Origin of the sequence: Microbacterium sp. Leaf151 (assembly GCF_001424225.1) — a bacterium.
In the GTDB taxonomy this organism is placed as follows: Bacteria; Actinomycetota; Actinomycetes; order Actinomycetales; family Microbacteriaceae; genus Microbacterium.
Window position 1 is genome coordinate 513872 of sequence record NZ_LMOR01000003.1, and the last position, 20827, is coordinate 534698.

22 protein-coding genes are annotated in these 20827 nt (G+C 66.3%); 15 read left to right on the forward strand and 7 right to left on the reverse strand.

The genetic code is table 11. From position 1 onward, the window contains the following. The first annotated feature begins 44 nt into the window (after positions 1 to 44). Complete coding sequence (locus ASF76_RS09925; RefSeq protein WP_055956749.1) at positions 45 to 971, forward strand: alpha/beta hydrolase; 927 nt, start codon at positions 45 to 47, stop codon at positions 969 to 971. A 285-nt stretch (positions 972 to 1256) separates the two neighbouring features. On the opposite strand, the gene ASF76_RS09930 is transcribed toward ASF76_RS09925, so the two are convergent. Next, complete coding sequence (locus ASF76_RS09930; protein ID WP_055956752.1) at positions 1257 to 2141, reverse strand: AraC family transcriptional regulator; 885 nt, start codon at positions 2139 to 2141, stop codon at positions 1257 to 1259. A gap of 161 nt (positions 2142 to 2302) precedes the next feature. Here ASF76_RS09930 and ASF76_RS09935 point away from each other — a divergent pair, with 161 nt between their 5' ends. The 5 genes from ASF76_RS09935 (at position 2303) to ASF76_RS09955 (ending at position 7314) form a co-directional block, all read left to right on the forward strand. Beyond that, positions 2303 to 3316: a carbon-nitrogen hydrolase family protein gene (locus ASF76_RS09935; RefSeq protein ID WP_082484974.1), complete on the forward strand. Its 1014-nt coding sequence runs from the start codon at positions 2303 to 2305 to the stop codon at positions 3314 to 3316. Between the two features lie 261 nt (positions 3317 to 3577). Next, positions 3578 to 4063, forward strand: a complete 486-nt coding sequence (locus ASF76_RS09940; protein ID WP_055956755.1) for a DUF6153 family protein — start codon at positions 3578 to 3580, stop codon at positions 4061 to 4063. A 97-nt stretch (positions 4064 to 4160) separates the two neighbouring features. Then, positions 4161 to 4769 (forward strand): DUF305 domain-containing protein, encoded by a 609-nt coding sequence (locus ASF76_RS09945; RefSeq protein ID WP_055956759.1) that lies wholly within the window; start codon positions 4161 to 4163, stop codon positions 4767 to 4769. Positions 4770 to 5077: 308 nt separating this feature from the next. Beyond that, entirely contained in the window at positions 5078 to 6571 is a 1494-nt protein-coding gene (locus ASF76_RS09950; protein ID WP_055957220.1) for a multicopper oxidase family protein, read from the forward strand. A gap of 170 nt (positions 6572 to 6741) precedes the next feature. Continuing rightward, positions 6742 to 7314: an NADPH-dependent FMN reductase gene (locus ASF76_RS09955; protein ID WP_055956762.1), complete on the forward strand. Its 573-nt coding sequence runs from the start codon at positions 6742 to 6744 to the stop codon at positions 7312 to 7314. Positions 7315 to 7483: 169 nt separating this feature from the next. Here the strand turns inward: ASF76_RS09955 and ASF76_RS09960 are convergent, their stop codons facing one another. Continuing rightward, positions 7484 to 7969, reverse strand: a complete 486-nt coding sequence (locus ASF76_RS09960) for a MarR family winged helix-turn-helix transcriptional regulator (protein WP_055956764.1) — start codon at positions 7967 to 7969, stop codon at positions 7484 to 7486. A gap of 75 nt (positions 7970 to 8044) precedes the next feature. Between ASF76_RS09960 and ASF76_RS09965 the strand changes: the two genes are divergently transcribed. The 4 genes from ASF76_RS09965 to ASF76_RS09980 all read left to right on the forward strand — a co-directional run bounded on the left by ASF76_RS09965 (position 8045) and on the right by ASF76_RS09980 (position 11382). Next, on the forward strand, positions 8045 to 9094 hold the full coding sequence (locus ASF76_RS09965; protein ID WP_055956767.1) for an LLM class flavin-dependent oxidoreductase: 1050 nt from the start codon (positions 8045 to 8047) through the stop codon (positions 9092 to 9094). Beyond that, complete coding sequence (locus tag ASF76_RS09970) at positions 9087 to 10115, forward strand: LLM class flavin-dependent oxidoreductase (protein ID WP_055956770.1); 1029 nt, start codon at positions 9087 to 9089, stop codon at positions 10113 to 10115. Before ASF76_RS09965 ends, ASF76_RS09970 begins: the two co-directional genes overlap by 8 nt. Positions 10116 to 10127: 12 nt before the next feature. Further along, positions 10128 to 10805 carry an NADPH-dependent F420 reductase gene (locus tag ASF76_RS09975; RefSeq protein WP_055956772.1) on the forward strand — a complete coding sequence of 226 codons (678 nt, stop codon included), beginning with the start codon at positions 10128 to 10130 and terminating at the stop codon, positions 10803 to 10805. 172 nt (positions 10806 to 10977) lie between these two features. Continuing rightward, the gene (locus ASF76_RS09980; protein WP_055956775.1) at positions 10978 to 11382 is read left to right on the forward strand and encodes a winged helix-turn-helix transcriptional regulator; all 405 of its coding nucleotides are present in this window, start codon (positions 10978 to 10980) and stop codon (positions 11380 to 11382) included. A 214-nt stretch (positions 11383 to 11596) separates the two neighbouring features. On the opposite strand, the gene ASF76_RS09985 is transcribed toward ASF76_RS09980, so the two are convergent. The 3 genes from ASF76_RS09985 to ASF76_RS09995 form a co-directional block, all read right to left on the reverse strand. Next, a complete protein-coding gene (locus ASF76_RS09985) occupies positions 11597 to 12034 on the reverse strand; it encodes a nuclear transport factor 2 family protein (protein WP_055956778.1) in 438 nt (145 codons plus the stop codon). Next, a complete protein-coding gene (locus ASF76_RS09990) occupies positions 12025 to 12831 on the reverse strand; it encodes an MBL fold metallo-hydrolase (protein WP_055956781.1) in 807 nt (268 codons plus the stop codon). Before ASF76_RS09990 ends, ASF76_RS09985 begins: the two co-directional genes overlap by 10 nt. 142 nt (positions 12832 to 12973) lie before the next feature. Further along, on the reverse strand, positions 12974 to 13468 hold the full coding sequence (locus ASF76_RS09995; RefSeq protein WP_055956784.1) for a MarR family winged helix-turn-helix transcriptional regulator: 495 nt from the start codon (positions 13466 to 13468) through the stop codon (positions 12974 to 12976). Between the two features lie 91 nt (positions 13469 to 13559). Here ASF76_RS09995 and ASF76_RS10000 point away from each other — a divergent pair, with 91 nt between their 5' ends. Continuing rightward, complete coding sequence (locus tag ASF76_RS10000) at positions 13560 to 14243, forward strand: FadR/GntR family transcriptional regulator (RefSeq protein ID WP_055956788.1); 684 nt, start codon at positions 13560 to 13562, stop codon at positions 14241 to 14243. Between the two features lie 79 nt (positions 14244 to 14322). After that, entirely contained in the window at positions 14323 to 15183 is an 861-nt protein-coding gene (locus tag ASF76_RS10005; RefSeq protein ID WP_082484976.1) for an amidohydrolase family protein, read from the forward strand. 126 nt (positions 15184 to 15309) lie between these two features. Here ASF76_RS10005 and ASF76_RS10010 read toward each other — a convergent pair whose 3' ends face one another. Beyond that, positions 15310 to 16077, reverse strand: coding sequence for an SDR family NAD(P)-dependent oxidoreductase (locus ASF76_RS10010; protein ID WP_055956795.1), 768 nt, complete (start codon positions 16075 to 16077; stop codon positions 15310 to 15312). Further along, positions 16070 to 16936 (reverse strand): fumarylacetoacetate hydrolase family protein, encoded by an 867-nt coding sequence (locus ASF76_RS10015; protein ID WP_055956798.1) that lies wholly within the window; start codon positions 16934 to 16936, stop codon positions 16070 to 16072. The genes ASF76_RS10010 and ASF76_RS10015 overlap by 8 nt, the downstream gene beginning before the upstream one ends. A gap of 128 nt (positions 16937 to 17064) precedes the next feature. Between ASF76_RS10015 and ASF76_RS10020 the strand changes: the two genes are divergently transcribed. The 3 genes from ASF76_RS10020 to ASF76_RS10030 are packed head-to-tail and all read left to right on the forward strand — an operon-like array spanning position 17065 to position 20824. Continuing rightward, positions 17065 to 18360 carry an enolase C-terminal domain-like protein gene (locus tag ASF76_RS10020; RefSeq protein WP_055956801.1) on the forward strand — a complete coding sequence of 432 codons (1296 nt, stop codon included), beginning with the start codon at positions 17065 to 17067 and terminating at the stop codon, positions 18358 to 18360. Between the two features lie 8 nt (positions 18361 to 18368). Further along, a complete protein-coding gene (locus tag ASF76_RS10025) occupies positions 18369 to 19310 on the forward strand; it encodes an aldo/keto reductase (protein ID WP_235561280.1) in 942 nt (313 codons plus the stop codon). Next, positions 19307 to 20824, forward strand: a complete 1518-nt coding sequence (locus tag ASF76_RS10030) for a sugar ABC transporter ATP-binding protein (RefSeq protein ID WP_055956807.1) — start codon at positions 19307 to 19309, stop codon at positions 20822 to 20824. The genes ASF76_RS10025 and ASF76_RS10030 overlap by 4 nt, the downstream gene beginning before the upstream one ends. Positions 20825 to 20827 lie beyond the last annotated feature (3 nt).

Sequence of the window (20827 nt, forward strand, 5' to 3'; positions counted from 1 at the left end):
ATTTGATGCTACGGTTGGGGTCGTCCCCGAGGAAAGGAACGATCATGCCCGTCACCCCAGAAGCTGCAGCCGCAGTTCAGCGTTGGAGCTCCAGCCTGGCCGCCCTTCCGCCCTTGATGCGCGGAGAACCGTCTGAGACGACGCTCGAGGCGGTCCGGAGCGCCTACGACGCGATCCTTGGGGCTCATCCCGCCCCCGGAGGAATCAGCATCCAAGAGATCGATATGGGAGGAGTGCCGGGGATCGTGGTGACCCCGAAGACCGTCGAGACGGGGCGCACGCTGTTTTACATCCATGGCGGCGCTTACATCGTCGGGAGCCCGGCGGGCTATCACGGACTTGCCGGGAACCTCGCGCTTCGCCTCAAAGCACGCGTGTTCCTCCCGCACTACCGGCTCGCTCCTGAGTTCCCGTTCCCGACGCCTCTCAATGACACAGTGAGCGCTTACCGGTGGTTGTTGGACCAGGGCCAGGACCCCGAGCATCTGATGGTCGCCGGAGACTCTGCCGGCGGCGCAATGACGGTCACCGTCATGACGAAGGCCCGCGACCTCGGCTTGAGCCTGCCTGCAGCGGGGGTGGCGTTCTCGCCCTGGGCGAATCTGGAACATACAGGTGCGTCGATGACGAACAGGGAAGGCCTCGACCCGCTGAACAGCAAGGAAGTCCTCGACCTTCTGGCGCGCTCATTCCTCGATGGGGAACTGCCCAACAACCCTGATGCGTCGCCGGTCTTTGCTGACGTTCGCGGCCTACCTCCGATCCTCGTCACCATTGGCGAAAGCGAATTGATGCTCAGCGACGCTATGCGCCTGGCCGTTCACCTCGCGGAGAATCGTGTGCGAGTGAGCCTTGATGTGTGGCCCGGAATGTTTCACGTCTGGCAGATGCACCACGACCAGCTGCCCGAAGCTCGACGGGCCCTCGACGACGCCGCCCGCTTCCTGCTCCAGGCGCTGCCCACCCGCTGAGTGCCCCCACGGGCCCGGTCGGTTCTGGAACCATTCTTCGCCCAGTTACCCGAGATCTGAGGTGGGCCTCCGGAACGGGTTCGGCGGCCAGCGGGCGTCATTTTCACCGGCACGCGTCCGCCGCCCATAAGTCGGTCGGCAAGCGCGTCGGAGTAGCTGGTTTCCGCGGAGCGATCGTTCTTAGGTTTGATTGCTCGATCGCGGCATCTTGCAATCGTTCGATGGCAGTTCGATAGCGCCTACGTCGAGCTCACGTGAAATCTGTCAGAGGTCACGCAGGATCGCTCAGTCTTTCTGCCTTAGTCCGGTTGGGGTGGTGTCAAAGTGCTCGTTGATGGCGCGGCGGAGGCTGCTTGCGCCGGTGAATCCGCACAAGGCGGCGATTTCAAGAATGGAGCTGCTCGAGTTTTGCAGCAGACCCAATGCTCTCTGGGCTCGACGTTGGCGGATCGTATACGCCGGCGTCGTCCGCTCACGAGCGAAGATCGCGTGCACGCCTCTCTCCGAGAGGTGGTGCTGGCGCGCGAGGAATGCCACGTTCAGCCGGGGGTTGTCGAGGTTACCCTCGATCGTGGTGAGCATCGCAGCATGTTGAGCACGCGAAGTCTGGACACGTCCAGCTCGCCCTGCCGCAGCTCCGAGGAGCGCACCCAGTAGCTCGATCTCGACGCGTTCCTCGCCAGCGAGCTCGCGCGCTCCGGCGGTGTTCCTGCTGAACACCAGGCGGCTCCACGTCCTCCCGATGACGTCGTCGATAGGGATTCTGGCGCTGAGCGCACTGTCGAGCTGTGCCTCGGTAAGTGGAAGCAGATCCCGAGGTATTCGCTGGATCGTCGATGCGTAGGGCCCGGCGTGCTCGAGCCGGTAAGGGCGATCCGAACGATATGCGATGCACCGGCCGGCGACCGCGTAGGTGCTCGTGCGGCCCTGGGTGAGGGTGGTTGCCCCTCGGGTTTGGAGTGCGACGAACACCATCGCTGGCGCGTCCGTACGCGCACGCTCGATCGTGCAGGCAGACGAGGCCACATTGGTGAGGGAGGTGTGCGTGCCCAGGCGCGTGCGCATGGTGCCGATGAAGTCGGGTGCAATGCGGGTGACCTCGACCGGCACGAAAGACCGACTGGCGAGGTCAGCCCAGCTGTCTTTGTCGCGCACGAGGATTTCGGGCATGTCTCATCGTCGGCTACCCGCGTTTCGAGCGCATCTCCGCGCGGCGACGACACTGTTGCCGCAGGCGTTCTTGTGCGGGATCTGCGCGATGGGCTGCGGTTTTTGCCTCTCTTGCTGCGTGCGACCGCTCCTACGATCGAAGCAGGCCGGAGGAGACACGGATGAGTGAAACGATGCGAGTAGCTGCTGTGCAAGCCGAACCAGTGTGGTTCGACCTCGCAGCTACGACGGAGAAGACAGTTTCGATGATCGAGGAAGCGGCGGCGGCGGGCGTGGAGTTGCTCGCGTTCCCGGAGACATGGTTGCCCGGGTATCCGATCTTTCTCTGGTCGCACCCGGTGCCGGAACAACTGGCATCCATCGACCGCTACCACCGCAACTCGCCCCGGATCGACGGGCCGGAGCTCGCCCGCATCCGGGAAGCCGCTGCACGCAGAAAAGTGAGCGTGGTGCTGGGCTTCAGCGAACGTGACCAAGGATCGCTTTACATGTCACAGGCCATCATCAGTGCCGACGGGACGATCCTGCTCCACCGACGCAAGCTGAAGCCGACCCATGCCGAGCGGACCCTGTTCGGCGAGTCGGACGGGTCTGGGCTGCAGGTCGTCGACACACCTTTCGGTCGGATGGGCGCCCTCAACTGCTGGGAGCACATCCAACCCTTGGTGAAGTTCGCCTTGTATGCCCAGCACGAGCAGGTGCACGTCGCCGGCTGGCCGTGCTTCGGGATCTTCCAGGAACATCCCAGCCTGGGCGCGGAAGCGTGCCTGGCCGTGACCCGAACGTATGCCATCGAGGGCAGCGCATTCGTGCTCGCGTCGTGCCAGATGATCTCGGAAGAAGGCGCGCAACAGTTCCTGGTGAACGGATCGCCGTCGCCGATCATCGACGGCGGTGGCGGCTATGCACGCATCTTCGGTCCCGACGGTGGACCTCTCGGCGATCCCCTTCCGACGGACCAAGAGGGTTTCATCGTGGCGGACATCGATCTCGGTGCCATCGCGATGGCGAAGACCTTCGCTGATCCCGTAGGGCACTACAGCCGCCCCGACGTTTTCGGCTTCACCGTCGACCGGCGTCCCCGCCACGTCGCAGTCCTTACCGGAGAAGGCTCCGCCTTCTCGGGCGCGCTCGACCCGGAAGCCGCAGCGCCACCAGAGCCGATGCTCGCCTGACGGGAAAGTGACCTCCGTGACCGAAGGTGTCACACGGAATCGGGTCGATCTCTCCAGCTACCCCCTGCAGACCGGGGACGTCCTTCGGTCCGCGCCGAACAGGTGCAACGCGGGGATGCTTCGGCACCCTGGTCCGCCTCACCGCGTAAGGTTCATGGCATACCCCCCGTGGGTATACGGTTACGGGAAGAGCGTTCACCGACGCGAGCAGGCCTTGTCATCTTGACTCAGGCCCACGTCCATCGGCGGGAGGAGGTCGTCATGAAAGTGATGAGCGAGCTCGTACGTCGGGGCTTCGGTGCGGCGCGGCTCGTCCTGGCCGTTCCCGTGGCTCTCGCCATCATCGCCGGGCTGCTGTCCATGCACGTGCTGACGGCTCCTCACGACCCCGCGCCCCACGACCCCGCGCACGGCACGGCGATCACGGCGATGAGCGCGGCGGGAACGAACCTCGACTCCCCGCTCGTTGGCGCGAGCCCGACGAGACCGGTAGCGGCCGAAGGGGGCGGTGCGGCCTGCTCTCCGGGCGAGTGCGACGACCCTTCGGGCATGCCAGATCATTCGATGTTGATGATGACGTGCGTGCTGGCGCTGCTCACCGCCCTGGTCATGGTGTTCGCCGCGGGTCTTCGGACATCCGGCACGCGCCCCCTGTGCACTCTGCGCCTTCCGCTACGGGTTCTGCTCGCCGCTCTGCGGCGGCCCCGCCCGCCCTCGCTGCTCGTCCTCTGCATCAGCCGGACCTGATTCCACGGCATCCCGACGACCGTCGTCGGCACGCTCGCTCCGCCCTCCTGGGCGATGAATCAGAACCCCACCGACTGAGCAGAATAGGACACACCTGATGCGTTTTCGTACCCTCACCGTAGTCGCCGGCACCGCTGCGACCCTCCTGGCGCTTTCCGGCTGCGCGCCCGCAGATGCAACAATGCCCGGCATGGACCACGGCTCCGGCGCCATGACGAGCACCGCTCCGTCGCAGAGCGCGGCAACGTGGAACGCGGCGGACGAGATGTTCGTGACGATGATGATCCCGCACCACGAGCAGGCCATCGAAATGGCCGATCAGATCCTCTCGAAAACCGGCGTCGACGGACGAGTGGTCACCCTGGCAGAGGGGATCACGGCCGCCCAGGGGCCGGAGATCCGCACCATGCGCGGCTGGCTGGAGACATGGGGCGTCGCCGCCGCCGAGTCGTCGTCGGGAATGGAAGGTATGGCCGACGGCATGATGTCGGCCGACGACATGATTGCTCTGGACACAGCGACCGGAAACGACGCTGCCCGCCTGTTCCTGGACGGCATGATCGCGCACCACGAGGGCGCGGTGACGATGGCCGAATCGATCCTCGCCGAGGGGAAGGATCCCGACGTCGCCGCCCTCGCGCAGAACATCATCGACGGTCAGACAGCGGAGATCGCCGTGATGAGGGAGATCCGCGCCACCCTCTGAAGGGTCACAGTCTGACGTGGCCGCCCGGACGGGGGCCGAGGTGCCCATCTACAGCCCCTGTCCGGGAGCACCGCCCCCGTGCGACGACGGAAGGTCTCCGGTCACGCGTCCACGAGTCGTTCGGCGGTCATCACCGGGGGTGCTCACGGTGCCCCTCTCCTCTCATCAGCGAAGAAAGAGCTCATGACACTTCTACGCGGTATCTCTCCTCGATCGACCCCCACTCCTCACCCGGTCTCAGACGTAGGTATCCCCGTGAACGACGCGCGGGCTGACGACGCAAGCTCTCGATTGTGAGGGGCGACAGCGTGAAACTGAGCCGGCGCGGCTTCCTCGGAGTGGGCGTGGGCGCCGTTGCAGCTGTCGGATTGGCGTCGTGCACGCCGAGGGCGAACTGGGTTCGCCCTGACGGGCCCGAGGTGGAGGACCGAGAACGGCGCCGGAAGAACAGCGGCCGAGCGACCAGCGTTACGTTGACGGCAGCTCAGACGGTCTGGGACCTGGCGGGAAGCCCTGCGGCGACCTGGGCTTTCGATTCCGGCCCGGCGTCGGTGGTACGGCTGCGCGCCGGTGACACGGTGGCGGCGACCGTCCGCAATCGACTCGAGGCCGACTTGTCCGTTCACTGGCACGGCCTCGCGCTCCGCAACGACATGGACGGTGTCTCACCGCTCACTCAGCAGCCCATCGGTGCCGGTGGGGACTTCGAGTATCGGTTCCGCGCACCCGATCCAGGAACGTACTGGTTCCACTCTCACGTCGGCACGCAACTCGATCGCGGGTTGTACGGCGCGCTGATCATCGAGGATCCGTCCGAGCCGGGTGCATATGACGATGAATGGGTCATCGTTCTCGATGACTGGCTCGACGGTGTCACTGCGACACCGGACGGCGTCCTCGCGGACCTTTCCGCGGGAATGGGCAGCGGGGGAGGGATGGGCGACATGTTCATGCGGATGGGAAACACCCTGATGGGTGCCACGTCCGACCTGCTTGCCGGTGACGCCGGCGACGTCTTCTACCCGCATTATCTCGTGAACGGGAAACCCCCCACTGACCCCGCCCAGTTTGTCGCGAGGCCGGGGAGCCGGATCCGACTGCGGATCATCAACGCGGGCGGCGACACCGCTTTCCGCTTCGCTGTTGGTGGTCACTCGCTCACCGTCACCCACACTGACGGGTTTCCGGTGGATCCGACCGTGGTCGACAGCATTCTGCTGGGAATGGGTGAACGGTATGACGCGATCATCACTCTGGGCGATGGGGTGTTCCCCCTGGTCGCTTTCGCGGAGGGGAAACGCGACCGCGCATTCGCCCTGGTCCGAACGGGCGGAGGGGAGGCTCCCGCCGCCCCGGAAAGCATGTCCGAACTGAGTGGGGGTCGCGTGGGAGTCGCGGACGTCCTGACGGCTGCGTCGGGCGCGGGCCTTCCTGCGCGAGCGCCGGATCGCACCATCGCTCTGACATTGACGGGAGGGATGGAGAAATACGACTGGGGCATCGACGGCAAGCGTTTCGATATGGACCGACCACTCACCGCGGCGCACGAGGTTCGGGCCGGCGAGCGCGTTCAGCTCCAGGTCGCCAACAGCACCGACATGTGGCATCCCTTTCACCTGCACGGCCATACGTATCAGCACGCAAAGGGCGGCCCCCGAAAGGACACGTCCATCGTGCTGCCCCGGCAGACCCTCACGGTGGAATTCGACGCCGACAATCCCGGCGTCTGGCTCGCGCATTGCCATAACCTCTACCACGCGGAATCCGGCATGGCGACGGTGATCGGCTACCGCGCGTCGTAGCTCCCCGGTGGCCCGTGCGGGTGGGCTGCGCCATACGGCAAGACTTCCTCGGAAGTGCGTGACGCACCTCAAAGTGCGAGGCGGGGGGCGGGAGTAAACCCTGCGAGAGCGCGTTCTGGGAGGGGGACGGTCGGGACAACGCCCCGTCCGCGTTCAGAAGGAGAGACACAATGACGAAGATCGCCATCATCCTCGGCAGCACCCGCCCGGGCCGTAACGGTGAGGCTGTCGCCAGGTGGGTAGAGGAGATCGCCTCGCGTCGCACGGACGCCGAGTTCGAGCTCGTCGACCTTGCCGACTACCCGCTTCCCCACCTCGACGAGCCCGGCCCCGCCGCGTACGGCGCCTACCAGAACGAGCACACCAAGGCCTGGTCGGCGAGGATCGCCGCTTTCGACGGCTACGTCTTCGTCACGCCGGAGTACAACCACTCCACGTCGGGTGTGCTGAAGAACGCCCTCGACTACCTGTACAACGAGTGGAACAACAAGGCTGCCGCGTTCGTCAGCTACGGCGGCGTCGGAGGGGCGCGCGCGGTGGAACACCTCCGCCTCATCGCCTCCGAGCTGCAGCTCGCCACGGTGCGCGGCCAGGTCGCCATCTCGCTGATGACGGAGTTCGAGAACTTCTCGGTGTTCAAGCCGAACGACTACCTGCTGCCGCAGGTCGACACGATGCTCGACCAGCTCGTGTCGTGGTCGAAGGCGCTGCAGACCGTTCGGGCTGGCGTCGCTGCCGCGTAGCCCTCGAGTCGCCATCCGGCCGCGCGTACACCCGACGCGCCGCGGCCGGATGGCGGTACTCCACCGAACCCGTGGTTTTACGGTCCCGGGTACCGTGCGTCACGCGGTCCCGCCTCGGCCCGGAGCGACATCGCGGAGATGCGGGTCGACCGGTGCCGGCGGGGCAGCCTCAGTGAGGCAGGTCGTCCACGTGTTCTCGGAGCGTCCGCATCACGTCCTCGAGCGAGGCGAGCTGCTCCGGAGAGAGTGCCCGTGAGAAGACATCGCGAATCGCGTGAAGGTGTGGCGCCGAACCAGCGCGGAAGAGCTGTGCCCCGACGACGGTGAGCGCGATCTCCGCTCCTCGACTGTCGCCGGCGACGGGCTCGCGGTTAATGAGCCCCCGGCGCTCCATCCGACCCAGATGGTGCGAGAGCCTACTGCGCTCCCAGCCGATGTGTTCCGCGAGCAGGGACGAACGCATCCGCTTCTCCGGATGCTCCGAGAGCGCGAGCAGAACCCCGTAGTCGCCGGTGGACAGCCCGGCATCGTTCTGCAGGCGTGCGGCCACGACGTTCTTCACCTGTTCGGACGTCTCGATGAAGAGCCTCCAGGCCCGCAGCTCTGCGGCCGTGGGCGACTGCCGACGCCGCGGCGCGGACGGGGGAATACTCATGACCGACCCTTCGTTGACATGTCAACTACATCATCGCATGATTGACACATCAACAACATGGAGCGGGGAAAGAGAATGACCGGTCATCGGATCGAGTTGGGGCTGAACTCCTTCGGGGATGTGGCGAGCGACGGTGGCCGGATGTTCAGCGACGCCGAGACGGTGCGCCTTCTCCTCGACGAGGTGCAAGCGGCGGAGCACGTGGGCCTCGACATCTTCAGCGTCGGCGAGCACTACCGCACCAACCAGGTGGACTCGGCCACGGCCGTGCTGCTGGCCGCCATGTCGGGTGTCACCAGCCGCATCCGCCTGGGGACGGCGGTCACGGTGCTCAGCACCAACGACCCCGTGCGCCTCTTCCACGAATTCTCGACCCTGGATGCCGCGTCGAACGGCCGCGCCGAACTGGTGCTGGGGCGAGCGTCGGCAACCGAGTCGTTCCCTCTCTTCGGCTACGACGTCGCCGAGTACGAGGCGCTCTTCGACGAGAAGCTCGACCTGTTCATGCAGCTCCAGAAGGGGGGACCGGTCACGTGGTCGGGGTCGACCCGACCGGCGCTCACCGGTCAGACTCTTCATCCTCGGATGCGGGAGGGTGGCATCCCCACGTGGATCGGTGTGGGCGGGACCCCGGACTCCGTCGTCCGGGCTGCGCGTCACGGGCTGCCGCTGATGATGGCGATCATCGGCGGAATCCCGCAACGCTTCAGCCGGAACGTGCAGCTCTACGAACGAGCCCTCGCGCAGTTCGGGCACGCGCCTCAGCCGATCGGCCAGCACTCGCTGGGGCTCGTCGCGCCAACCGACGAGGAAGCCCAGGACCTCTGGTGGGAGTGGTGGCAGCCCGTGGTGAAGACCATCGCGCGCGAGCGCGGCTTCTACGCTCCGACACGCGAGCGCTTCGCTCGCGAGCTCGACAGCGGTGCCCTGTTCGTGGGTTCACCCGAAACCGTCGCCACGAAGATCGCCACGATGGCTCGCGATCTGCATCTCAGCCGTTTCGACCTCAAGTACGACCTCATCGGGCTTCCCCGCGACGCCCGCGCACAGACCATCGACCTCCTCGGTCGCGAAGTAGCCCCTCTCCTCGATGAACTCCTCACGAAAGACGCACTCCATGCCTGACATCGAATTCGGACTCGACACGTTCGGCGACATCCCGGAAACCGATTCCGGGGCGCTCGCCACCCATCCCGAAGCCATCCGCCAAGTCGTCGCCGAAGCCGTTCTCGCCGATCAGCTCGGCGTCGACGTCTTCGCGGTCGGAGAGCACCACCGGCCCGAGTACGCCATCTCGACCCCGGAGACGGTGCTCGCCGGCATCGCCACCCAGACCAGTCGCATCCGTCTGGCCTCGGGTGTCACGGTGCTCAGCTCCGATGACCCCGTGCGCGTCTTCCAGCGCTTCGCCACGGTCGATGCGCTCTCGAACGGCCGCGCCGAGGTCATCCTCGGACGCGGATCCTTCACCGAGTCGTTCCCCCTCTTCGGTTACGACCTCAGCGACTACGACACCCTCTTCGAGGAGAAGATCGGACTCTTCTCGCAGCTGCTGTCCGAGACGCCCGTCACCTGGAGCGGCACCACACGTCCCGCGTTGACGAACGCCGATGTCTTCCCCAAGACGGCGTCCGGATTGTCGACCTGGGTCGGGGTGGGTGGATCACCGCAGTCGGTCATCCGTACCGCGAAGTACGGCTTTCCCCTCATGCTCGCGATCATCGGCGGCAGCCCCGAGCGATTCGCTCCGTACACCGACCTCTATAGGCGGGCGGCCGAGCAATTCGGCACCACCGCGCATCCGATCGGGATGCACTCGCCCGGCTTCATCGCGGACACCGACGAGGAAGCCCGCGAGATCTTCTTCCCGCGCTACAAGATCGTCCGCGACCGGATCGGGGCCCTCCGGGGCTGGCCGCCGGTACGCCGGGAGGAGTTCGACCAGGAGGTCGAGCACGGCTCGATGTACGTCGGCTCACCCGACACCGTCGCTCGGCGGATCGCATCGGCGATCACGACCCTCGGTGTCGGTCGTTTCGATCTCATCTACTCCGCGGGGCCCATCCCGATGAGCGACCGCATGCGTGCCGTCGAGCTCTACGGCACCCGCGTCATCCCGCAGATCCGCGACATCCTGGCCAGCTGAGAGAAGAATCCGATGACCACCACCCCCGTCGTCCACCCCGAGACGATCAGCATCCTCGGCGCCGGAAAGGTCGGCACCGTCCTCGCCCGACTCGCCCTCAGCGCCGGTTACCGGGTGCTGATCAGCGGATCGCGAGACCCCTCCGCAATCGCTCTCACCATCGAGGTCCTCGCCCCCGGTGCCGAGGCCACCACTTCCGCGGACGCGGCTTCGCAAGGCGACATCGTGATCCTCGCTCTGCCGCTCGGCAAGTACCGCACTCTGCCGGTCGAGGCGCTCCGCGGGAAGCTCGTCATCGATGCCATGAACTACTGGTGGGAGGTCGATGGTGAACGCGACGATCTGAACGATCCGCGCACCACCACGAGCGAGATCATCCGCGATCACCTCCGCGGATCACGGGTCGTCAAGGCTTTCAACCACATGGGCTACCACGACCTCGATGAGGAGCCCCGTCCGGCGGGGGCGGCCGGCCGCAAAGGCATCGCGGTCGCGGGCGACGATCCCGCCGACCGTCGCGCCGTCGCCGCCGTCGTCGACGCACTCGGCTTCGATCCCGTCGACATCGGAACTCTCGCGGAGGGTGCGATCCTCCAGCCCGGCCGTCCGTTGTTCGGAGCCGACATCGGCGCCCGCGAGATCGAAGCCATCGTTCGCGCCGCGCGCGCCGACTCGGTCACCGTCTCGTGACTCATCCTCAGCCGAAGGGGCCGAGGCCCGAGCGCACCCGTGACGATCAGCTCGAAGACCGCCTCGAGCGTGTCTTGATCACGGGTGCGACGACCGCGCACGGGCGCCCAGTGCGTCTGTCGGACACCTCGCCCGCCCGTGTCCGCAGGGCGAGAGGGGAGGCACGGTCGACGTGATCCCCGTGCCGAACCCTCCATCGGCGGTCGCCGCGGATGCCGACATCCAGGCCCGTTGCGATGAGACCGACGCGCACGGCCTCGTGCGCGAGATGCTGGCCATGACGAGCGACCGCTGGTCGATGCGTGTCATCGGCGCGCTGTCCGACGGTCCGGTCCGATTCACCAGATTGATGGCGAACGTGTCCGGCGTCTCGCACCGGATGTTGACTCAGACGCTGCGACGGTTGGAGCGCGATGGCCTGGTGACGCGTACCAGCTATCCGGAGTCGCCGCCGCGTGTGGAGTACGAGTTGACCGCACGGGGAGCTTCGTTCCGCCACCCTCTGGAAGTATTCGTTTCCTGGACGTTGGAACACCAGGCCGAGATCAAAGCCAGTCGTCACCGATTCGACCGCTGACGTCGAGACTGCTCGTCTTCGCTCACGGAAGACGGGTCGGCATCCGTTGCTCGCCGAGGTAGCAGGGACGCGCCCCCGCGATCCGTGAGATTTCGCTCCCGAAGCGGCAGCGCCCTCGTCGCCCTGCGGGTCGACGGGCGACGAGGGCGGGACCGCCCCGCACGCCGGGGTGACCAGTTGTTTCGACCTGGCCGCCCCGGCGCGGGCCGCGCGCTCAGGCGGGGAGGGCGGCCGTGGCCGCCTCGGCGACCTTCGCGGTGTCGACGAACTGCTCGAATCGCACGATGAGTCCGCCCCGCACCACGAAGTGGTGAGCAACGCGCACGTCGAGGTCCTTGTTCGTGGCCTTGTTCGTGGCAGTGTAACGAGCCAGCACGACGACGTTCTCACCGTCGACGACATAGGTGTCGTCGTGGGCGGCCCATCCGTCCCAATCCCTGCCCAGGATCTCCATCACGTTCGAGGTGACGCCGTGAGGGGTGCGATACGTGCCCGCGAGCGGGAACCCCGCCATCTCGGTCCACTCGACGTCGGGGGCCATCGTGGCGCGGAGCGCCTCGAGGTCGCCCGCCGCCGACGCGAGGTACTGACGGCGCACCACGTCGCGAGGCGCTGGCGACGTGTCGAAATCGGATTCGGTGTTCAGCCCCATGTCATCTCACCCTTCGCAACCTTCGGCCCGATCTGGGCCGCGATCAGCATGCCTGACTCAGGGTATCGATCGACGAGCGCTGCGGTGATGGCTGCGCCATCCGGAGACGGTACGACGAGACTCTCGAAGTTCGCGAGGTATTCACGCGTGTAGTCGATCGCGCCGACGTCGTTCGGCGTTCCGGGGAGTCGATGGCCGGCGATCACGACCGCCGGGTCGAGGCTCTTCATCTCGTCGAGGGCGGTGATCCAGGCGGTGCGGAGTTCCGGGGTGGCGGTATCCGCGGTCCAGACGTGCTCCTGCTGGAAGACCAGAACGCCACCCAGGACGGTGCGGCTTTCCGCGTGCCACAGGTAATGCCGGTCTGAGAGCGGGGCCGACCCGCCGCGGAGCTCGAGCCGCTCACCATCGATGTGGATGGCGTCGTCCTCGAACGGGGTCAGGGGGGTGAGACGGGTCGGCAGGTTCGCGCCGAGCGCCGCCCACGCCCGCAGCTTGCCCTCGAAGGATGCCGCGATGTGCTCGATCACGATCGGGGTGGCGACCAGTTCGGCATCCGGGAAGGCGTCCGCGAGGACCTCGAGGCCGAAGTAATAGTCGGGGTCGGCGTGGCTGACGAACACCGTCGTGAGCTTCTTACCGGAGTCGAGTACGGCGGCAGCCAGGCGGTGCCCGTCAGCCAGCGTGAAACCGGCGTCGATCAGGACAGCCTCGGTCTCGCCGGTGACGAGGACAGCAGACTTGTTCTTCGATCCGACCGGGAAGTCCAGATCGAAGACCTCGAAAGTGAGTGACATGGCAGTGAGTGATCCTTCCTGAGGGGCACCCGGAAACCGCACCGGGTCATCCGCTCCGTTGAGCGGTGTGACCCTCTCAACAATAGCTGACTAGTCAGCTATTCCCGCAGGATCGATCCGCACGTTCCCCGGGGTCCCGGGGTCATGGCATGGGGGGAAGAGACCGTGCGGCGCTGATGCTGAGGGCGCGAACGGAACGCGCGAAGTCTGCCGCCTGGTCGGCACCGAGAACGTCGACGATGTGCCGCTCGATGTTGCGAGCATGCAGCGCGCTCGCTCGCAGTAAGAGGGTGCGTCCCGCGGGTGTCAGCGTGATCAACTGCACGCGTGCGTCGGTCTCCGACGGGGTGCGCGCGACGAGTCCCTGGTCCACCCCGCGCTGGACGAGACGGGTTGCGCCGCCGGAGGTGAGGACCCTGCCCTGGGCGATGTCGCGCACAGGAAGCCCGCCGTCTCCGCTGCGCCCCACCATGAGCAGGAGTTCGAAGAGGGTGTGGCTGAGGCCCGTCTCGGATTCGAGGTCGCGACCGAGAATGTATTCGAGTCGATTCGCCGCGCCCATCAGCCGGCCGAAGATGAGGATGCGCGGATCGTTGGCTGCTTCCAGCGGCGTGCGGAACGTGGGGTCGGCGGTCACCCCCCGATGATAGGGCGGTCCGCCAATTCGCCTCGTGGCCCGACAACCGCCCCGCGTGGGTTCGATCGCGTCGCATGTCTAGACTTCGTAGATGGCTGTCACGGACGATGCGATCATCCGCATCAAGGGAATGATCACCTCCGGTGAGCTCGGTCCCGGTGATCGACTTCCCCCCGAGAAGGAACTCGGGGAGAAGCTCGGCGTGTCGCGCAACTCTCTGCGAGAGGCGGTCAAGGCGCTCGAAGTCATCCGCGTCTTGGACGTCAGGCGTGGCGACGGCACGTACGTGACCAGTCTGGAGCCGCGCCTGCTTCTCGAGGCTCTGAGCTTCGTCGTCGACCTCCACACGGATCGCTCGATCCTGGAGGCGTTCGAAGTTCGGCGCATGCTCGAACCCGCGGCCGCGAGCATCGCGGCGGTCCGTCTCACCGACGAGCACCTCGCGCGACTGGACGCTCTCCTCAACGAAATCGACGAGACCGTGACCATCGAAGACTTGGTGCAGCATGACCTGGCCTTTCATCAAGGGATCGTCGAAGCAGCAGGGAACGAGTATCTGAGCCGGCTGGTGGAATCGATGCAGAGCAGCACCCTGCGAGCGCGCATCTGGCGGGGGATTACTCAGCAAGGCGCCGTCGATCGGACGATCGCCGAGCATCGGGCGATCTTGGAATCCCTGCGACGCCGCGATGCACAACTGTCGGCGGCGCTGTGCCTGACCCATATCGCGGGAATCGAGCAGTGGATCCGCGACGCGTCCTCGAGTGGTGCATGAGGATCGGCGGAGCCGAGTCGGTTCGGACCGCGATCATCGCGCGTCGCCTCCTGCACAGCTCGCGAGAGGTCGGACTGCCATGACGACACTTCTTGACACCCATGTGCACGTCTGGGGTGGGTCGACCATCGCCTATCCCTGGCTTGCCGAGGTCCCTGACCTCGGTCGTGTGTGCGCGCCGCACCAGATCGACCGAGCTGATGCTCTGACGACACGCATGGTGGCGGTCGAGGCAGACGCGGCGCCTACCGACCGCCTGAGTGAGGCGCAGTGGATCGCCGGCCTGCAGAATGAGTGGCCCGAGCTTGCGGCAATCGTGGCAGGCGTGGATCTCGGCGGCGACGTTCCGCGTCAGCTCGACGCGCTGTCGCAGATCGACCTGGTCGTCGGAGTACGCCATCAGCTGCAGTCCGAACCAGCGGAGTCTTGGCGGGTGGACGCGATCTCCGCCGGCTTGGCAGAACTTGCACGTCGAGGGTGGACGTTCGATGCGTGCGTTCGGCATCGGCAGCTTCCCGCCTTCCTCGAGATCGCCCGGTCGAGCCCAGGGTCCAAGATCGTCATCGATCATCTGGGCAAGCCCCCCGTCGATGCGGGGATCGCGAGCGCCGAGGGACTGGCGTGGAAGGACTCCATCCAGCGACTCGCGGAGCTCCCCAACGTCACGGTCAAGATCTCGGGTCTGGCGGCCGAGTCGACGGACGAAGCGTCCTTCGACGCGAACGCGGATGCGTTCATCGCTGCGGCAGTCGAGGCGTTCGGTGTCGAGCGGTCGATGATCGGAAGCGATTGGCCCGTCAGCGCCGTGCTCGGCGGAAGATCCACGACGTCGGGGTGGGTCGAGAGAGTCCGGCGTGCGGTCTTTCCCACCCCCGAGGAGTGGGATCTCCTCGCGGGTGGTGTCGGCGAGCGCTTCTACGGCCTTGCGCCGGCGCGATGAGAAGCGCTTCGGCCCGACGGCTCTGATGGCTCCGTCGGGCCGGCGCTCGCGCGGAAGGATCACGCGAAGGAAGCCACTCCCGGGGGGACGGAGCCGGCTCCTCGACCTGTGATCGCGGCGATCTCGTCAGTGCTGCGGTGACGGGATGGGTCGCATCCGCAGCGCCTGCATGCCACCGTCCACAGCCAGCGCCACCCCGCTCGTCGAGCCCGCACGGGGGCTGACCAGGTACGCGACCGCATCGGCGACCTCCTCGGCGGAGACGAGTCTGCCGTGGGGTTGGCGGGCGGCGAGGGCAACGCGTTCGCCCTCCGGGTCGGCGGCGGACTCCAGGAGTCGTTGGACCCACGGGGTGTCGGCCGTGCCGGGGTTCACGGCGTTGACGCGGATTCCCTCTCGGAGGTGGTCGGCGGCCATCGCCTTGGTCAGCGACAGCACGGCGCCCTTCGTAGCGCTGTACAGCGCCCGCTGGGGCAGGCCGGCGGTAGCCGCGATCGACGAGGTGTTGCAGATCGCCGCTGCGGATGACGCACGTAGGTACGGCAAGGCCGCCCGGGTCACGCGCGCGATGCCGATGACGTTGATGTCGAAGACCCGATGCCACTCGTCGTCCGAGTTGGCCGCGATGTCGCCCTGCGCCCCGATCCCGGCGTTGTTGACCACGATGTCGATACCCCCGAGGCCGCGAACGACATCCTCGATGGCAGCGGTGACGCTGCCGTCGCTCGAGACGTCGGCGTGCACGGCGAGATCTGCCCACGGAGCACCCGCGGGGTTCAGATCCAGCACCGCCACTCGCGCCCCATCGGCGATCAGTCGGCGCGCGATGGCGCTGCCGATTCCGGAAGCGCCTCCGGTGACGATCGCGACCAGCCCTTCGAGCGGCTCAGCCATGGTTCGTCCCGCGGCGGTCCGAGCCGACGTACGTCTGTCGCTGACGGCCCAACCCGTCGATCTCCACCTCGACGACGTCGCCGTGCGAGATGTACGGGAACCTCCCCGACAAGCCGACACCCTCTGGGGTCCCGGTGAGGATAAGGTCACCGGGCTCGAGGACGAGGAACTGGCTGAGCTCCCACACCACGGTGTCGATCGCGAAGATGAGGTCGCTGGTACGAGAATCCTGGCGAGGTTCCCCATTGACCCACGACCGCAGCCGCACGTCGTCCGCGTCGATCTCATCGGGTGTCACCAACCACGGCCCGATGGGAAGGAAGCCCGGTCCGCACTTCCCTTTGGACCACTGGCCCCCCGAGACAGACAGTTGCCAGTCGCGCTCGGAGAGGTCGTTGGCCAGGACGAACCCGGCGATGTGTTCCCGCGAGTTCTCCGGCGAGTCGAGATAGCTCGCGCGCGAGCCGATGACGATTCCCAGCTCGACCTCCCAGTCCAGCTTGACGCTCCCCGGGGGGATCGCGACGTCGTCGTCGGGGCCGACCACCGTGTTGGGCGCTTTCAGAAAGAGGACGAGGTTCTCCGGTGGCGTCGATCCCGACTCGGCGGCGTGGGCCGCATAGTTCATACCGACGCAGTACACGGCCGAGGGGCGTCCGATGGGAGCGCCGATTCGACCACCGCTGGGCAACTCCGGAAGGATCCCGCGTTCGACGGCGTCGGCCGCGCGGGCGATGCCGCCCGAGGCGAAGAACGCCCCGTCGAGGTCGGGCGTCAGCGGGCGGAGGTCGAGGACGCGATCGTCTTCGATGACAACGGGAACTTCATCGCCGAAGCTTCCCAGACGTGCGAAACGCATAATCGAGTCTTCCTTAAGGTCGGAACTCTGCGGAGCACGGATGTGCTCCGATGGGCCAATCGTCCCACAACTGGGACGACTTGACCTTCATACATCCCATGTTTATAGTCGGTGGCGGAGAGGAAGACATGGCTGTCATCACCGATGTCGAGACGATCGACATCCGATTCCCCACGTCCCTGAGTCTTGACGGCTCCGACGCGATGAATCTCGACCCCGATTACTCGGCGGCGTACGTGATCATTCACACGGATGCCGCTGACCACCTCGAGGGGCACGCGTTCGTCTTTACGATCGGTCGAGGCAACGATGTGGAGGTCGCCGCGATCGATGCGACGCGCGGACACCTCATCGGGCAAGACCTCGACGTGCTGCTGAAAGACATGGCAGCCACTGCTCGGCTGCTGATGGACGACTCGCAGCTGAGGTGGCTCGGGCCCGACAAGGGCGTCATGCACATGGCGGTCGGCGCGGTCCTCAACGCGCTCTGGGATCTGCGCGCGAAGCGCGCGGGTGAGCCGCTGTGGCTGCATCTGTCGCGGCTGACGAGCGAGGAGATCGTCTCGCTGGTCGACTTCCGCTACTTGTCCGACGCGCTGACGCCCGAGGAAGCGCTCAGCATCCTCCGCGCGGCAGAGAGCGGCAGGGCCGAGCGCATCGATCAGCTCCTCGAGCACGGGTACCCGGCGTACACGACGACGCCCGGATGGCTGGGCTACTCGGACGAGAAGCTCGCTCGGCTGTGCAAGGAAGCGGTCGCCGACGGGTTCCCCCAGATCAAGCTCAAGGTGGGCGCCGACCTGGACGACGACAAGCGGCGGATGCGCATAGCCCGGGAGTGCGTCGGTCCTGACTTCCCCGTCGCCATCGATGCGAACCAACGGTGGGATGTCGCGGAGGCGATCGACTGGGTGACGGCGCTTGCCGAGTTCGACCCGGCGTGGATCGAAGAGCCCACCAGCCCCGACGACATCCTCGGACATGCGGCGATCGCCCGCGCGGTGGCGCCCATCCGTGTGGCGACCGGCGAGCACGTGCCCAACCGTGTGGTCTTCAAGCAGATGCTGCAGGCGGGTGCGATCTCCGTGATGCAGATCGATGCGACTCGGGTCGGCGGGGTGGCCGAGAACATCGCCAACCTTCTGCTCGCGGCCAAGTTCGGGGTACCCGTGTGCCCGCACGCGGGCGGCGTCGGGCTGTGCGAAGCGGTCCAGCACCTCTCGATGTTCGACTTCGTCGCTGTCTCCGGTTCTCTGGACGGGCGAATGATCGAGTTCGTCGATCACCTGCACGAGCATTTCGTCACCCCGACCGTGATCCGCCGGGGACGCTACATGGCACCGATCGCGGCGGGAGCCGGCACGGAGATGTTGCGCGCCTCGATCGCCGAATACACCTGGACGCCGGAGCAGGTGCGCGTATGACCGCGCCCATGAGTCGGCTCGGCTTCGGGGGAGCGCCGGTTGGGAACCTCTACCGGGCGGTCACCGACCAGCAGGCTCACGATGCGTTGGAGCAGGCCTGGGCGGCGGGCATCCGTTACTTCGACACGGCCCCGCACTACGGACTCGGTCTCTCGGAACGACGCCTCGGCGCATTCCTGAAGGAAAAGCCTCGGCATGAGTTCGTGATCTCCACCAAGGTCGGACGCCTGCTCGAACCGAATCCTTCTTTCGCGGGCGGCACAGACCTCGACAACGGATTCGATGTGCCGGACGATCTCGTCCGACGCTTCGACCCGACGATCTCCGGGGTGCGCCAGAGCCTGGAGGCGTCCCTGGAGCGCACGGGTCTCGACAGCTTCGACATCCTGTTCCTCCACGACCCCGACGTCTACGACCTGGAGGCGGGCCTGTCGTCCGGGCTCCCCGCCCTCGATACGCTTCGCGACGAAGGGCTCGTCCGTCAGATCGGTGTCGGTGTCAACGACGCCGCGACCGCCACGCGCGCCGTCCGTGAGGCGAGCCTCGATCTCGTGATGATCGCCGGGCGTTACACGTTGCTCGATCAGGAGGCGGAGCGGGAGTTGTTCCCGGCCTGCACCTCACAGGGAACCCGCGTCGTGGCTGCGGCGCCTTACAACTCCGGCCTTCTCGCGACGGCCACGCCCCAAGCGGGTGCCACCTACGACTACGGAGCGGTACCGGACAGCATCCGCGAGCGCGTGAGTGACATCGCCGAGATCTGTGCGGCCCATGGTGTGGAGCTGCCCGTGGCGGCACTCCAGTTTCCGCTGCGGCACCCGCTCGTGGCATCCGTGGTCGTGGGATCGGCGCGTGCCGAGGCGATCGCCGAGAACGCGGCTCGCCTCGAGGCGCCCGTGCCCGACCAGCTGTGGGTCGACATCGAGGCATACAGGGAGGCAACGCGATGAACTCCACACTGCTTCTCGAAGCCGAAGGGATCTCCAAGAGTTTCCCCGGTGTGAAGGCTCTCGACGGCGTGGGTTTCGACCTCCGCCACGGAGAGGTTCTCGCACTCGTCGGTGAGAACGGCGCAGGGAAGTCGACCCTGATGAAGCTGCTCGCCGGGATCTACGTCCCGGATTCCGGGTCGTTCCGTCTCGATGGTCGCGACTTCCGCGCACAGAACCCGCGCCACGCGCAGGAGATGGGCATCAGCATCATCCATCAGGAGTTCAACCTGATGCCTGACCTGACCGTCGCCCAGAACATCTTCATCGGCCGAGAACCGCGCCGGGCGGGCTGGCTCCTCGACAACCGTGCACTCGCGCGGCGGGCGTCGACGCTCTTCGATCGACTCGGCATCGACCTGGATCCCGACGAGCCCGTCGAACAGTTGACCGTCGCTCGGCAGCAGATGGTGGAGATCGCCAAGGCGTTGTCTTTCGACGCGAAGGTTCTCATCATGGATGAGCCCACGGCGGCGCTGAACGATGCCGAGGTCGATGTGCTCTTCGAGTTGATCGAGCGATTCCGATCCCCTGAGACGGGTGTGATCTACATCTCCCACCGGATGCCGGAACTCAGCCGGATCTCCGACCGGATCACCGTTCTCCGCGACGGTCAGTACATCGGCACCCGTGACACCGCGGCCACCGACCAGCGCGAGATCATCTCCATGATGGTCGGTCGAACCATCCAGGTCGAGGCGCGACCGTCGGCGACCGTGAATGAGTCGCCTGTCGCGCTCGCAGTGGAGAGCCTGTCGACGAAGCACCTTCTGCGCGATGTGAGCTTCGAGGTTCGCCAGGGCGAGATCCTCGGTTTCGCGGGACTCATGGGAGCCGGTCGGACGGAGGTCGCGCGAGCGATCGTCGGTGCGGATCGAACCACGAGCGGCACGATCACGGTGAACGGCCGCGTTGCGTCGATCAGCAATCCTGCGGACGCCGCGCGATGGGGTATCGGCTACCTCTCGGAAGATCGGAAGAAGCTCGGCGTGCTCTTGGAGCGCAGTGTCCGAGAAAACATCGTCCTCGCATCGCTGCCTGCTTTCGTCGGCGGGCTCGGAGTGGTCAACGGGCGCAAGATCGAAAAGACCGGTCGAGAGTACGTCTCCACTCTCCGCATCAAGACCCCGTCGACGGCGCAACTCGTGGGCAACCTGTCCGGCGGCAATCAGCAGAAAGTGGTGATTGCGAAGTGGCTCGTGAAGGACTGCGACGTCCTCATCTTCGATGAGCCGACGCGAGGTATCGACGTGGGCGCGAAGGAGGAGATCTATCTCCTGCTGCGACAGCTGGCCGATCAGGGCAAGGCGATCATCATGATCTCGTCCGAACTGCCGGAGGTGCTCCGCCTCTCCGACCGCGTGGCGGTCATGGCCCAGGGGCGCCTCGTGAAGATCCTCGACAACGCCGACGCCACACAAGAGAACCTCATGGACTACGCCACCCGATTCACTGCCGAAGGGATCATCGCATGATGA